Origin of the sequence: Marinobacter azerbaijanicus (genome assembly GCF_030250645.1) — a bacterium.
GTDB classification, from domain to species: domain Bacteria; phylum Pseudomonadota; class Gammaproteobacteria; order Pseudomonadales; family Oleiphilaceae; genus Marinobacter; species Marinobacter azerbaijanicus.
The window spans coordinates 285,990-299,716 of record NZ_JASSVS010000004.1 but is presented as its reverse complement, the minus strand read 5'-3'; the positions used below and the strand labels follow the sequence as shown (position 1 = coordinate 299,716).

At 56.1% G+C, this 13,727-nt stretch carries 12 protein-coding genes; 7 read left to right on the top strand and 5 right to left on the bottom strand.

Annotated features, from left to right (window positions below; all coding sequences use genetic code 11):
• The first annotated feature begins 406 nt into the window (after window positions 1-406).
• Complete coding sequence (locus QPM17_RS10525; protein ID WP_285390664.1) at window positions 407-1,168, top strand: LuxR C-terminal-related transcriptional regulator; 762 nt, start codon at window positions 407-409, stop codon at window positions 1,166-1,168.
• A gap of 235 nt (window positions 1,169-1,403) precedes the next feature.
• Complete coding sequence (locus QPM17_RS10520) at window positions 1,404-1,850, top strand: DUF4124 domain-containing protein (protein ID WP_285390663.1); 447 nt, start codon at window positions 1,404-1,406, stop codon at window positions 1,848-1,850.
• 24 nt (window positions 1,851-1,874) lie between these two features.
• On the opposite strand, the gene QPM17_RS10515 is transcribed toward QPM17_RS10520, so the two are convergent.
• Window positions 1,875-2,846 (bottom strand): calcium/sodium antiporter, encoded by a 972-nt coding sequence (locus QPM17_RS10515; protein WP_285390662.1) that lies wholly within the window; start codon window positions 2,844-2,846, stop codon window positions 1,875-1,877.
• Window positions 2,847-3,088: 242 nt separating this feature from the next.
• On the opposite strand from QPM17_RS10515, the gene QPM17_RS10510 reads away from it, so the two are divergent.
• The 5 genes from QPM17_RS10510 to QPM17_RS10490 are packed head-to-tail and all read left to right on the top strand — an operon-like array spanning window position 3,089 to window position 7,935.
• Window positions 3,089-4,534, top strand: coding sequence for a YfcC family protein (locus QPM17_RS10510; protein WP_340366527.1), 1,446 nt, complete (start codon window positions 3,089-3,091; stop codon window positions 4,532-4,534).
• Between the two features lie 23 nt (window positions 4,535-4,557).
• Window positions 4,558-5,787: an arginine deiminase gene (locus QPM17_RS10505; RefSeq protein WP_285390660.1), complete on the top strand. Its 1,230-nt coding sequence runs from the start codon at window positions 4,558-4,560 to the stop codon at window positions 5,785-5,787.
• 18 nt (window positions 5,788-5,805) lie between these two features.
• On the top strand, window positions 5,806-6,807 hold the full coding sequence (gene argF, locus QPM17_RS10500; RefSeq protein WP_285390659.1) for an ornithine carbamoyltransferase: 1,002 nt from the start codon (window positions 5,806-5,808) through the stop codon (window positions 6,805-6,807).
• 14 nt (window positions 6,808-6,821) lie between these two features.
• Window positions 6,822-7,727, top strand: coding sequence for a carbamate kinase (gene arcC, locus QPM17_RS10495; RefSeq protein WP_285390658.1), 906 nt, complete (start codon window positions 6,822-6,824; stop codon window positions 7,725-7,727).
• 52 nt (window positions 7,728-7,779) lie between these two features.
• The gene (locus QPM17_RS10490; protein ID WP_285390657.1) at window positions 7,780-7,935 is read left to right on the top strand and encodes a hypothetical protein; all 156 of its coding nucleotides are present in this window, start codon (window positions 7,780-7,782) and stop codon (window positions 7,933-7,935) included.
• A gap of 227 nt (window positions 7,936-8,162) precedes the next feature.
• Here the strand turns inward: QPM17_RS10490 and QPM17_RS10485 are convergent, their stop codons facing one another.
• The 4 genes from QPM17_RS10485 to QPM17_RS10470 all read right to left on the bottom strand — a co-directional run bounded on the left by QPM17_RS10485 (window position 8,163) and on the right by QPM17_RS10470 (window position 13,690).
• Window positions 8,163-9,254 (bottom strand): endonuclease NucS domain-containing protein, encoded by a 1,092-nt coding sequence (locus tag QPM17_RS10485; protein WP_285390656.1) that lies wholly within the window; start codon window positions 9,252-9,254, stop codon window positions 8,163-8,165.
• A 155-nt stretch (window positions 9,255-9,409) separates the two neighbouring features.
• A complete protein-coding gene (locus tag QPM17_RS10480) occupies window positions 9,410-10,426 on the bottom strand; it encodes an Abi family protein (protein ID WP_285390655.1) in 1,017 nt (338 codons plus the stop codon).
• Between the two features lie 19 nt (window positions 10,427-10,445).
• Complete coding sequence (locus QPM17_RS10475; protein ID WP_285390654.1) at window positions 10,446-12,197, bottom strand: restriction endonuclease subunit S; 1,752 nt, start codon at window positions 12,195-12,197, stop codon at window positions 10,446-10,448.
• The gene (locus tag QPM17_RS10470) at window positions 12,194-13,690 is read right to left on the bottom strand and encodes a type I restriction-modification system subunit M (protein WP_285390652.1); all 1,497 of its coding nucleotides are present in this window, start codon (window positions 13,688-13,690) and stop codon (window positions 12,194-12,196) included. Before QPM17_RS10470 ends, QPM17_RS10475 begins: the two co-directional genes overlap by 4 nt.
• Window positions 13,691-13,727: the final 37 nt, after the last annotated feature.

The following is a 13,727-nucleotide window of genomic DNA, read 5'->3' as shown; positions in this document are numbered from 1 at the left end:
CAGTGTTCGCTACAGACTGTTGATTCCTACGAGTCAGACTGTCGCATGACTGAGTAGATTGTTTGCCTGACCCGCCGTGATGATCGGGGTGAATGTTCAGACTGGAATCGTGACAAGCCTTAGCCTAAAGCTTGTCAGAACGGTCAGTGGCGCAAGGCGGCGGCCGATATTTTGAATGCAGTTGGCAGGACTCGCAGCGGACTTAAAGCTCAGCGATTTCCCGTGGCATGAAGCTTGAATGGATTAGCGATGGCGGCATTCCGGAGGATGCTTTGAAGGGGGGCAGCGTAGTTTGGTATGCCAGCCGATTCGGTGGGCAATGCTCAGATCCGAACGAATTCAAGGGCGTGTTTAACCACCTCGGATCGATGCGCTCCAGTCGAGACTTCTCTTGGGAGGAAGAAACATGCTCAATCAACTCAATGCCCAACACCATTGTGAGAGCCTCCAGCAGGAATTGCCCACGATGCCGGACCTTGACTTCGGACGGGCGAAAGCCGGGGGCCGGCCCTCTTTCAAGATTCTGGTCGCTGACGGCCATCCCATTTTCCGATATGCCATGCGATCGGTTTTTGCTGCCGTCCCCGCCTCCTGTGAGATTGTTGAGGCTTCCTGTTTCGGCGCCGTCACGGACATAGTAAGCAAGGACGATGCTCTGGGTCTTGTGATGCTGGATCTGGACATGCCCGGCATGTGTGGGCTCGGTGGTCTGACTGGTTTGCATGTCAAGGCCCCGGGCCTGCCGGTCATACTCATGTCCGCGAAGGAAAACAGACAGGTCGCGCTGCAAGCGATCAAGCACGGGGCGACAGGCTTTATCGCAAAATCTTCGTCACAGACACAGGTCATCAAAGCTGTCCACAGAGTGCTGACCGGTAAGGTCTGTCCTTTCGTGAGTCTCGGTGCCCGTGACAGGCAGGTGACGCCAGACTTTCCTTCAAACGGAACTCGAGTGGGAATTGAGCCAGAAAGGTTACGGTCATTGACTCGGCGGCAGCTGCTGGTTCTGGACAGAATGGCTGCGGGTGAATCGAACAGGCAGATTGCGTATCGGTTGGACTTGGCCGAAACAACGATAAAGGGGCACGTTTCGGCGATCCTGCGAAAATTGCGTGTTACCAATCGGGTACAGGCCATTCTGGCCACCAAGTATCTCGCGGATGTTTAAATTCCCTGAGACCAGACTCTTCGGCCACTAGGTGTCCGGGCACTAGGTGAGTGCATCAAATATACTACTCCTGTCAGATCGGCCATCGCCGTAACACATTGCGAACAGAACCAAAGCTGCCGGGGCAGCATTGGATTGAACTACCGGACGCCTGATCTGTGGCCTGTGCCTCTCACTCGCCTGTGGTTTTGTTTATAATGCCCCGCCATTAAACGAACCACAGGGAGTGGAACCCATGCCATGGAGGCAGGCCGCCGTTTTCGCATTTCTCGTAATCCCCTCCGTTTCAGCAGCAGAAGTGTACACCTGGATAGACGAGCAGGGCGTTGCCCATTTCACTGACATAAAGCCCAGCGAACGCGAGCACGAACATGTGGAACTGAGGCGCCCCTCATTGATTCCCATGCGGGAGAACATTACCCGGGGCAAGCGGGTGAGCACCATCAACGAGCAGGTTAATCGCAGCCTGGAATCCGGTAACGGGGCCGAGCGGGCATCATCTGAAAAACAGCGGGCGCGGGAGCGCGAACGCAAGAACGCCCGGTGCGCGGGTTACCGGCAGAAGCTGGACCGAATCCAGCAGCAGCTGCGAGCCGGTTACTCCAACGACCAGGGCAACCGCCTGCGGCGGCAGCGCCGGGAAGTCAGTCAGAAACTATCGCGGGAATGCATGCTCGGCTGAGCGTCACAATGCGGCTAGGCCGCTTCAGGTAGTGAAGGTGGTTGCGATCAGGTACGCCGTGTAGCCAACAAAGCAGGCCAGCAGCAAACCGCCTTCAATGCGATTGATCCGCCCCGGGCCCCGGAAACCATAGCCCAGCACGAAAAGTGACAGGGTCAGTGCCGCCATCACGGCGATATCCCGGCTGAATACCTCCGGCGCCACCGCCATCGGGCTGATGGTGCCAGCGATGCCCACAACTGCCAGAGTGTTGAACAGGTTGGAGCCCAGAATATTACCCAGGGCAATGTCATGCTCTCCCTTGCGGGCCGCAATAACAGAGGATGCCAGCTCGGGAAGGGACGTACCCACCGCCACAATGGTCAGGCCGATGATCAGGTCGCTCACCCCAAAGCCGTGGGCAATCTCAACCGCGCCCCACACCAGAATCCTTGAACTGACAATCAGTACTAGCAGGCCGACAATCAGCCACAGTACCGCGTTGCGAAGCGGCATGGAGCGATGGCTCATCTCCTCGGCAATTTCCGCGCCCAGAGCATCGGACTTCCGGGTCATGCCCTGGCGGATTGACCAGGCCATCAACAGGAAAAATACACCCAGCAGCACCAGGGCATCCATCAGGGTCAGCTCTCCGTCCCACAACTGCCAGGCGGCCAGTGCTGTTACCACCGTAAGGATTGGCAGCTCCTTGCGCATCACCTGGGAGTGAACCGCAATCGGGCTGATCAGGGCGGTGATGCCCAGAATCAGCGCAATATTGGTGATGTTGGAACCGTAGGCGTTTCCCAGTGCCAGGCCCGGGTTGCCCTGGGTCGCTGCCAGTGCTGACACCACCATTTCCGGCGCTGAGGTGCCGAAGCCAACCACGACCATGCCGATGAGCAACGGCGGCATACCGAAATGTTCTGCCGTTACCGCAGAGCCTTCGACGAATTTCCCGGCGCTCCATACCAACAGGGCAAGACCGAAAGCAATTGCCAGAAGCGAAAGAAGCATGGTGGTTTCCTGAATGCGTGTTGCTGGGGGCGGCGGCACAAATGATGCGAACCAGTCTGGTTCCCGCGAATACTAAACGCAAATCTACGCGTTGTTATCTCAGCAGATGTGCGGATAGGTAGTAGTGGCAATATCTGGCTCATGCGGAGTTGATTCTGATCACTTTCCATACTGCCTTCGAGGTTCATACTTGGAATGATGGACAGCACCATCAGTAAGCCACTATGGACAGGAGACGCCACGTGACTGATGAAAACCTCCCCTCATCGAACCCTGAAGAAGATCTGGCAACACGATTTCCTACCGCCTACACCATCCTGTTCCTGCTGATCATTCTGGTCGCAGCGTTAACCTGGATTATTCCAGCGGGGCAGTATGATCGCTCAATGAACGAAGAAGTAGGGCGGGAAGTTGCCGTACCCGGCACCTATCAGACCGTCGACCCGAACCCGCAGGGCTTTGTTGATGTGATGCTGGCGCCCACAGCGGGCTTTTACGACCCGGACAGCTATGCTGCCAATGCCATTGATGTGGCCCTGTTCATCCTTTTTCTCGGGGGATTTCTGGGGGTGATGAACGCCACCGGTGCCATCGACACGGGCATCCGCAGTGCCATGCATCGACTGGAAGGGCGAGAGATATGGATGATTCCGATACTCATGACGTTGTTCGCACTCGGGGGTACCACCTACGGCATGGCAGAGGAGACCCTGGCTTTCTATGCCATTCTGATTCCGGTGATCATCTCGGCAGGGTATGACGCTGTTACCGGGGTCGCCATCATTCTGGTGGGTGCCGGTATCGGCGTACTGGGATCGACTATCAACCCCTTTGCAACCGTGATTGCGGCCAACGCCGCTGAAATTCCTTTTACTGACGGCATTGTGCTGCGATTTGTGCTTCTTGTGGGAGGCCTCATTATCTGTGCGGCTTACGTTATGCGCTACGCCCACCGGGTCAAGGCGGATCCGTCCCGCTCAGTGGTTGCCAAACAGAGGGATGCGCATCGCAAGCTTTTCCTCAAGGGCCATGATGAGCTGGAAGATTTCGAACTCACCGGTACCCAGAAAATTGCCCTGATCATATTCGCGCTCACCTTCATCGTGATGATCTGGGGAGTGTCTTCCCAGGGCTGGTGGATGGCCAGAATGGGAGCCCTGTTCTTTGGTGCTGCCATTGTGATCGGCATCATCGCCCGCTTGGGCGAGAAAAAGCTGACCAGCAGCTTTGTTGACGGCGCGCGGGATCTGCTCGGCGTGGCCCTGGTCGTCGGACTTGCCCGGGGCATTGTGGTGATCATGGAGCAGGGCATGATTGCCGATACCATTCTGCACAGTGCGGAAACCACCCTGGGAGGATTGCCGGAACTGGCCTTTATCAACCTCATGTTCTGGATCGAGGTGGGTATGAGCTTCTTCGTGCCCTCTTCATCCGGCCTGGCGGTACTCTCCATGCCGATCCTTGCGCCGCTGGCGGACTTTGCCAACGTGGGGCGTGACCTGGTGGTGACCGCCTATCAGTCAGCCAACGGCCTGGTAAACCTGATTAACCCGACCTTTGCCGTGGTGGTTGGCGGCCTCGCTATAGGCCGTGTTTCTTACGACCGCTGGTTGGCATTCATCTGGCCCCTGTTACTGATTCTCACTGTTTTCATCAGTGTGGTGATCAGTATCGGCGCTTTTCTGTAATCCAGAGCAAAGGAACATGCGACATGGCTGAACAAACACTTGGAGTTCACTCCGAAACCGGTACCCTGCGGCAGGTCATCGTCTGCCGCCCGGGACTGGCCCACCGCAGGCTGACTCCCACTAACTGCGATGCTTTGCTGTTTGACGACGTATTCTGGGTCAAGCAGGCCCAGAAAGACCACGACGTCTTCGCGGGGATCATGCGCGCCCGGGGCGTAGACGTGCTTGACGTTAACGAACTGCTGGCAGAAACCCTTGATATCCCCGAAGCACGGGCCTGGATTCTGGACAACCGGATTACCTGGAACCATATCGGGGTTGGCATGGTGTCTGATCTACGTGCCTGGATGGACGAGCTTCCCGGCCAGGTCCTGGCAGAGTTCCTGATCGGCGGACTGGAAGTCGGTGATCTGCCTTTCGATCCGTCAGGGCTGTTTGGCAATCATCTGGGGTATCACGGCTTCGTGCTGCCGCCGCTACCAAACTTCCTGTTCACCCGGGATAACAGCGCATGGATCTATGGCGGTGTCACCCTGAACCCGATGTACTGGGCCGCGCGAAAACCGGAAACGCTACTGATGAGCGCAATTTACCGGTTCCATCCGAAGTTCTCCGGCAAAGTCAATGTGCATTGGGGCAACCCTCTTGAAGACCACGCCCTGGCGACTCTGGAAGGGGGTGACGTGATGCCGGTGGGTAATGGCGTGGTGCTGGTTGGAATGGGGGAGCGGTCATCCCCGCAAGCCATCGGCCAGCTGGCCAGGGCGCTTTTTGCCAGTGGCGCTGCAGAGCGAGTGATCGCGTGCCAGATACCCAAAACCCGCTCGGCCATGCACCTGGATACGGTGTTTACCTTCTGTGGCGGCAATGTGGTGACCAGCTTCAAGGAAGTGGCCGACCAAGTGGTGTGCTACGACCTTGGGCCGGGCAAGGACGGCAAGCACCTGTCGTTTCACCAGGATCCCCGCCCTTTGTTTGACGTTGTGGCGGAGGTGCTGGGTTATCCCTCTCTGGAAGTGGTCGCAACCGGTGGCGATACGCCCGCCGAGCGGGAGCGGGAACAATGGAACGATGGCAACAACGTGCTGGCACTGAGCCCGGGTGTCGTCATTGGTTATGACCGCAATGACGACACCAATGCCGCCCTGGAAGCTGCGGGCATAGAGGTTCTCGCCATCCCTGGTGCGGAACTTGGCCGGGGCCGGGGCGGTGGGCGCTGCATGAGCTGCCCGACAATAAGAGACGCAGTCTGACAAGGAAGGAGCAGAACCATGGCTTTCAATCTCAAGAACCGGAATTTCCTGACCCTGCGGGACTTTACGCCGCGGGAAATCAGTTTTTTGCTCAAGCTTTCCGCCGACCTGAAAACCGCCAAGTACGTCGGTACCGAAGTGCCAAAGCTGCAGGGCAAAGACATTGCGCTGATCTTTGAAAAGAACTCCACCCGAACCAGAGTGGGGTTTGAGGTTGCGGCGTTCGACCAGGGTGCCCGGGTCACCTATCTGGGGCCGACCGGCACCCATATCGGCCACAAGGAGTCGGTGAAGGATACCGCCCGGGTGCTTGGCCGCGTTTACGATGCCATCGAATACCGGGGCTTTGGCCAGGCTGTGGTCGAAGAACTGGCGCAATACGCCGGCGTGCCCGTTTACAACGGGCTGACCAACGAATTCCATCCCACTCAGATACTGGCGGATTTCCTGACCATGCAGGAGAACGTGGAAAAGCCGCTGCGGGATGTGGCCTTTGTGTTCATCGGGGACGCTGCCAATAACATGGGTGACAGCCTGCTGATCGGCGGCGCCAAAATGGGAATGGACGTACGCCTGTGTGCGCCCAAAGCCTGCTGGCCCAGCGACGCGATTCAGAAGGAAGCGCAGACCCTTGCCACCGGTACCGGCGCCCGGATTATGATCACGGAAGACACTGATGCTGCGGTTGCGGGTGTGGATTTTGTCTACACTGACGTGTGGGTGTCCATGGGCGAGCCCAAGGAGAAGTGGGCAGAGCGGATCAAACTGTTGCAGCCCTACCAGGTCAATGCTGCCCTGATGGAGAAAACCGGCAACCCCCGCGCCAGGTTCATGCATTGCCTCCCGGCCTTCCATAACACCGAAACAACGGCGGGCAAGGAAATACAGTCGGAGTTTGGCATCGACGCCATGGAGGTCACCGACGAGGTGTTCGAAAGTCCTGCTTCCATCGTGTTTGATCAGGCGGAAAACCGGATGCACACCATCAAGGCGGTGCTCGTTGCCACTCTTGGAAACTAGATAAGGAGATCGACATGCTTGTGGTAGCAGCACTGGGCGGCAATGCCCTGTTACGGCGCGGTGAGCCCCTGACCGCCGAGGCCCAGCGCACCAACGTGAAAATCGCCGCAGAATCACTGGCCGAAATTGTCCGGGCAGGTCACCAGCTGGTCGTCACCCATGGCAACGGCCCCCAGGTAGGCCTGCTGGCACTGCAGGGCGCTGCCTACAAACCTGACGAGGCCTATCCGCTGGACGTACTGGGCGCGGAAACAGAAGGCATGATTGGCTATATCATCGAGCAGGAGCTGGAGAATGCCCTGGATCATGACCGGCCAGTGGCAACCCTGCTGACCCAGGTTCTGGTGGACAAGGACGACCCCGCCTTCAAAAAACCCACGAAATTTGTCGGGCCGGTGTATGACAAGGAAGAGGCCGAGACCAAAGCCGAAGCCGCCGGCTGGCACATCGCCCGGGATGGTGACAAGTGGCGGCGGGTGGTACCTTCGCCCAAGCCCTTGGAGATACCCGATATGCGGGTGCTGCAACTGCTGCTGGAGCAGGGTGTTGTGGTGGTCTGCGCAGGAGGGGGCGGTATCCCCATTCTTCGCCGGGATGACGGCAGCATGATTGGCATCGAAGCGGTTATCGACAAGGATGCCGCCAGTGCATTACTGGCTAGCCAGTTGGGTGCCGATGCCCTACTTCTTCTCACCGATGTGGACGCCATCTATCGCGATTTTGGCAAGGACACCGCCACACCCATCCATGAGCTGACCCTTGATGAAGCCCGCAAGCTGGACCTGCCAGCCGGCTCCATGGGGCCCAAAATGGCTGCCGCCGGCAACTTCGCCGAAAGCGGTGGTATCAGTGGCATTGGTAAGCTGGAGGATGCGCTGGCGATTCTTGAGCGCAGGGCAGGTACCTGTGTTGTGAGGTAGGGCGTGGTATAATCACCTTGGTAATGTACAGCCAACCAGGGAGATATCCACTATGGCGAAGAAGCGGGCGAAGCCCACACAACACAGCGCTATTCAGCGCGAACTGAAAACCCCGAAGTACCAGATGCGGGTGGTGGAAGACAAAAGCAAGTACAAGCGCAAGCGTGATAAAACCGTACGAATCGAGGATTTCCGCAAGGCTGCCTGAAGGGCTGTTTTACGGAAGTCTTCGGTTTGATCAATACCCGGTTGACTCTTTGGTGGGCCATGGTGGCTGCACTCAAGAAATAGAACCGCACTGATTGCCGTTCCTCCAGCGCCAGCGCCCGCTCAGTCCCACATGAGCCGAATATGGGTAATATTCGGCTCATAGGCCAGCCCAGGACGACTAGGGCTGGGCAACCTTCGGAGGTGGAAGTGAGCCCCGACAGGCCATTAGAAGATGTTCCATGCGCTCTTTAGACGGTTAACGGTGTGGCTCCACTTCGGCGTCGTCGGTTTGCAAACTGTATTCTGGTTTCCGAAAAGGCCGACTTCGCTAAATGCACTCTCCTTGGGAACGGTGTGCAACCAGCGAACGGGAACAAGATATTCTGCTGCTTCGTCGTCCACGTCATGGACCAAGTGGGCGTAGGGCCCACTGGTATCCATCTCTGGGATGGTTTTCAGTCCGTCGGGTGTCTCGAACCGGTGTTGGTCGGCCCGTTCCCGTTCACCTGTGACAATGCCGACACCCACGTAACCGGTTTTGGGGATATTGACCCAAAACCGATCGCCCTCAGACAGCATTGAGAGGGTTTTGGAGTACCAGTCCGCACCTCCGCCAGCAATGAAGCCAAGCTCGCGTGCCAGTTCCCATGGCCGGTTGTCGCCGAAAGAGACATAGAACTCGCCATTCCAGGGTTCCTTCTTGCCTTTGGTTACAGCGCGTTCCTGGTTTTCATCCGGATCAATCATCCAGGCGCGGCTCAAATACTGCTGTCCATTGTCCTCAAAGGCGGCGAAAAAGAGTGCATTGATGGATATCTGAGCATACTCGTTTAGGTAGTTGATGATACGTTCTGAACTGGCGTCGAGGGAGGTCGCGACCACGACCATTTGATGGCTGTCATTGATAGTGATATCCGAGAGTGGTGTTCGGAACTTCGTTGCGAAAGCCTCGTCGAGCGTCTGGTGTTCCAGTTTGTAGGTTTGGGCAAAATTAAGGTAGATATCTACTATGTCGGAATCAGATAGATTAGCTACCCATGACGCATAGTCAACGGTTTGTGCCACCACATCGCGGGGTGTTTTATTGCGCTTTAGTTCAACGATGATGACGGAACCATTGGCATCCATCGCGAGCAGGTCGATGAGTTTGTCGTAGCTGGTGCGCACCTGTCGGCCGATGAGTAGCCAATCGGCATTCAGGATTGAGATATCCTTCATAACCTGGTCTTCAAGCAGAGCCTCGTCTGCCAGGGCTGCCGGTTTTAGTTTTTTCGGCTGGTCGCCGCCAATACGCCAGATGCCTTGTTCGATTGCCATAACTTGCCTTTTGACACTGTCAGGATTTTGCGAGGTTTATTTTTTGTGTTTTGTGGTAAACCACACTTGAGAATTCTATCTCTCACGTCTAATATTCATCGCAACACGGCCCCAATCGGTGGATCCGCTTTGCGGTGAAGCTGCTGCGGGGTTTTTTATTGCCTGCTTTTCGGGAAACACTCCCAATCTCCCCACTCGTCCGCTACGCCAAAAGCACCCCAGCCAATTCCCAGCGATTCGTTTTCCGGGAACTCCGCGAGTAAATCAGAGAACCTTTGCCACCAGCTTGAAGCCGGATTGATGGCGCTTAGCAGCTTCTGGCAGATGCATAGCAACAGGAATGGCCGCGCCGGAATGTGCTCATTCCCCGGTTTCCAAGCGCTATTAAGGTCCGGGACTACACCTTCGGGTGGTTTTTTGGGCTGGTCAATGACGTTGCGATTCCAGAGACGACTATGATGAGCGCACACGTTTCTAAGGTAATTCAGACTCCGTAGCCATGAGGCTAAGGTTCGGCCATTCTCAACGCCGTATTTGTTGGCGATGGCATCCTGGTCGTCCAGGCGCATGCCATCATAAAGCTCCGACAAAGTGTTAAAATCCCAAACCTCACAGGCAATCCAAATGGGTAGAGGGTGCCCGTACTTGTTCTTGTTGTGCTTGATGAAGTCTTCTTTAGAGCGGGCGATTTGAGTTGCCTGCTTCTTCATCCAGTCGACATGCCGAGGCAGGCCAGTCGTGCTGTCGGCATCTTTGGCGAAACCTTCGAATAGCAATTCAGGGTTCAGGTAGGCAAAGGGATCATACTTGCCGAGTGTATGAGCGATATCGACCCGCAAAGCAACCTCAATGCGCTCCAGAGCGTCCAGTACGAGCAAACGGAGTTTCTTGTCGAACACGTAGAGGTGTACGGCGGCCTCAAACGAGGAACCCGGTTTAAAGGTGTCCAGAACGGTGCTGGTAGCCCTTGTCTTTTTGCCTTTCCGGATGCCCTTCCCGATGGGGCAGAACAGGCCAGAACGTTCTCGAAACGGGTGCCAGTAGCCGCTAAGGCGGTAATATCCGATGCGCTCCAGGTACTCCAGTGCCTTTGGTTCGTCCGTGACAGCAAGGCCTCTGCTTTTCAGTTTTTCGAGCTGCTCTTGGTAGCTGAGCCATGGCTTCTGGTACACGCGGGCCTTCCTTTCCTCGTTAAGTGAGTGCTTTCTCTACAACCGCCTCGGCCAACTGGCAGCGGGTTTCGCCGGCCTGGTTGAGGCGTTCCTTGAGTTGGTCGCAGAGGGCCATGAGTTCATCGACTTTTTGGACGATGCGGTCTTGCTCTTCTGCAGATGGTAAGGCAACCGGCATTTTCTTCAAGATTCCGTGATTCAAGTTCGTCATGGTCGTTCCGACGGAATTGCCGGTTAGATAATCTCTAACGGTGTCCGTTGAAAACAGCAGCAGGATGAACTGCCTGTTAATGGCGGGGTGAAACCGCAGTACGAAACTGCCTGTGCCACATAGCCATCCAGTCTCTCTATCTGTTACTACTGCGCAACGCCCAACCTCACCTCGTCTGGCCATCACGATGTCACCCTTGGCCAGTTGATAGCTGGATAGTTCCTCGGCTTTAGTCGGGGTGACACTGACGGATGAATCTTCTTTGATGTGACCCTTGACCATGTGAGATGGATTAATCAAAGGAATCCCACCTACAACATAGTCATGCTTGTGAATCATTGAGCCAAATGGTCCGGTCGATATTTCATCAGCAATATCCTGGAAGTAAGCCCAGGCCCAGTGTGCAGGCGCGGTGTAACTGTGCTGTGTATTGTCCAGTTGAGTTAGTGCTCTTGGCTGCTTGATTCTTTTCTCGCCTGCAAGCGCCGTTTTTCTTGCATGGATTTCGGTTAGCAAGTCGATGGCAGGCTCATCCCCCGAACCCTTCTCGACTAACCGCCCCATCGCTGCCAGTTGCAGGATGGTTTGCTTTAGCTTGTCGATGCTCTGCTTGGTGGAGAACAGGGTGTCGAAGTGGGCGGCGAGGCGGGTCCAGTTGTCGGCCAGTTCGGTGGCGTTTTCGGATTGGGTGAGGGTGCCGAGCAGGGTGTCCACGAGGGTTTCGTGAGCTTCGAGCTGGTCGCTGGTTTGCTGTTCCAGTCGGTCGCAGAGGGCCATGAGTTCATCGACTTTTTGGACAATTCGCTTCTGCTCGGCGAAAGGGGCCAGCGGTATGCAAATAGACTCCCATTTTGAACGGTTAATAATGGGAGTTGCAGAACCGGTGGCATTTTCACGGATAGCCTTTTGAAAAAACTTAGCGCTTATCGCAAAAAATAGGTAATCGGATTCAACAAGAATCGGTCGAATTTTGTTCAGCTGCTGATTGAATCCGCACCGCTCGCTCACTTTTGCCGTTTTCCCGATTGAACCTCCAATACAAACCGTCAGAATATCTCCAGGAAGCGCCTCCTCTGTATGCGCTGCCCCCTCCTCTGATAACGATTTTTCGGGTTTGGTAATCTTTCCCCTAACTGTGACTTGTCCCGGACCGATAAATGGAATATCGCCAGAAAAAAAACTCGCATTCTTAGTGCTTGGGGTTTTTCCTGTAGAAGTTAAGCCGGTTTCCCGAAGAGGCACCCAAGCCCAGGTAGAAGGAACCTGAAATGGCTGCGGAATTGGTGTTTCGTTCTTTGGAGGCTGTGGAGTCCCACGCTTTCCGTTTCCGGTATTTGCCTTCTGAGTTGCTATGCGCTCAATGAGTTGTTCCGCAGGCTCATCCCCCGCATGCTGTTCCGTCAGCTTGCCTCGCAAGGCTAGCTCTAGGATTAACTCCCGCAGCTTCTCAACCCCAGTCAGCTCAACCTTGCCATTACTCCCCCGGCCACTGCTGGATCTCTTCGTAACCGCACCGGTCCACAAATCTAGGTGCTTGGTAATCAGCTCCTGTGCACTCACGCTGCACCTCCGTCGGTGTTCTCAGTGCTGTTGTGAGAAAGCGCATCGGCCAGAATGTCCCGCAGCTGGTGGCGGATTTCCTGGATTTCGGCCTGTTGCTGTTCGTATTTGGCCAGCAGTTCGTCCGGGTCGTGGCTGACCTGTTCACCCTCATGAGGGTTCTTGATGTCCAGGTTGTAGTTGCGGGCCTTGATGTCGTCGATGGACACTTTCCAGGCCTGCTCGGTTTCCTCGCGGCTGGCGAAGCCGTCGGCTTCGCTGCCCCACCAGTCGATTTCGGTCTGGAATTCGGCAAAGCGCATAGGCTTGGTTTTGTTGTAGCTCTTCACGCCCTCTGGATAGGGATGCTCGTAGTACCACACGTTCTCCGTGGGCTTGCCTTTGGTGAAGAACAGCAGGTTGGTCTTGATGCCGGTGTAAGGGTTAAATACACCGTTGGGCAGGCGCACGATGGTGTGCAGGTTACACTCTTCCAGCAGCTTTTCCTTGAGGCGGGTTTTCATGCCTTCGCCGAACAGGAAGCCGTCTGGCAGCACGACGGCGGCACGGCCACCATCCCGTAGCAGGTGGATGAAGAGGGTCATGAACAGGTCGGCGGTTTCCCGGGTGCGGAAGGCGCTGGGGAAGTTGGTTTCGATTCCGTCCTCTTCCATGCCACCAAAGGGCGGGTTGGCCACGATAACGTCCACCCGCTCTTTCGGCCCCCAACTGATGAGCGGGCGGGCCAGGGTGTTATCGTGCTTAATCTGGTCCGGCACTTCGATGCCGTGCAGAATCAGGTTGGTTGTGGCCAGCAGGTGCGGCAGGGGCTTTTTCTCAACGCCGTGGACGCTCTTCTGCAGGGTTTGTTCATCCTTCGGCGTTTCCACGTAGTTCTTGCGCTTGTGCTCAATGGTGCACGTGAGAAAGCCGCCGGTGCCGCAGGCAGGGTCCATCACTTTCTCGTCCAGCTTCGGGTCTACCCGGTTGACCATGAACTCGGTCACGGCCCGTGGTGTATAGAACTCACCGGCATTGCCGGCGCTCTGCAGGTCTTTGAGGATTTGTTCATACATATCGCCGAGTTCGTGACGCTCGGCGGATTTGTTGAAGTCGATGCCATCTTGCAGCTTGTTGATAACTTGGCGCATGAGCTGGCCGGACTTCATGTAGTTGTAGGCATCCTCGAACACGTTGCGGATAACTACGCCGCGGTAGTCGTCACCGGCAGGTTCCAGGTTCTGAAGGCCGGGGAACAGGGTGTTGTCGATGAAGTCTTTCAGTTCGTCGCCGGTCATGCCCTCCGGGTCGGCGGCCCAGTTTCGCCAGCGCAGGTGTCCCGGGATTGGAGATTTATAGTCATCGTAGAACAGTTCCCATTCCTGTTCCCGATCGTCGAAGATTTTCAGGAACAGCATCCAGACTAACTGACCGATGCGCTGGGCGTCGCCGTCTACGCCTACGTCTTTGCGCATGATGTCCTGGATGGATTTGATGGTGGTGCTGATAGCCATAAGTGTTCAGTTCCTGGGTGTCCGGAATAGGTGTTAA

Bases quoted from the DNA above. Each gene is read 5' to 3' on its own strand.
- QPM17_RS10525 (WP_285390664.1), top strand. From the start codon at position 407: ATGCTCAATCAACTCAATGCCCAACACCATTGTGAGAGCCTCCAGCAG.
- QPM17_RS10505 (WP_285390660.1), top strand. From the start codon at position 4,558: ATGGCTGAACAAACACTTGGAGTTCACTCCGAAACCGGTACCCTGCGG.
- QPM17_RS10520 (WP_285390663.1), top strand. From the start codon at position 1,404: ATGCCATGGAGGCAGGCCGCCGTTTTCGCATTTCTCGTAATCCCCTCC.
- QPM17_RS10490 (WP_285390657.1), top strand. From the start codon at position 7,780: ATGGCGAAGAAGCGGGCGAAGCCCACACAACACAGCGCTATTCAGCGC.
- argF (WP_285390659.1), top strand. From the start codon at position 5,806: ATGGCTTTCAATCTCAAGAACCGGAATTTCCTGACCCTGCGGGACTTT.
- QPM17_RS10515 (WP_285390662.1), bottom strand. From the start codon at position 2,846: ATGCTTCTTTCGCTTCTGGCAATTGCTTTCGGTCTTGCCCTGTTGGTA.
- QPM17_RS10470 (WP_285390652.1), bottom strand. From the start codon at position 13,690: ATGGCTATCAGCACCACCATCAAATCCATCCAGGACATCATGCGCAAA.
- arcC (WP_285390658.1), top strand. From the start codon at position 6,822: ATGCTTGTGGTAGCAGCACTGGGCGGCAATGCCCTGTTACGGCGCGGT.
- QPM17_RS10485 (WP_285390656.1), bottom strand. From the start codon at position 9,254: ATGGCAATCGAACAAGGCATCTGGCGTATTGGCGGCGACCAGCCGAAA.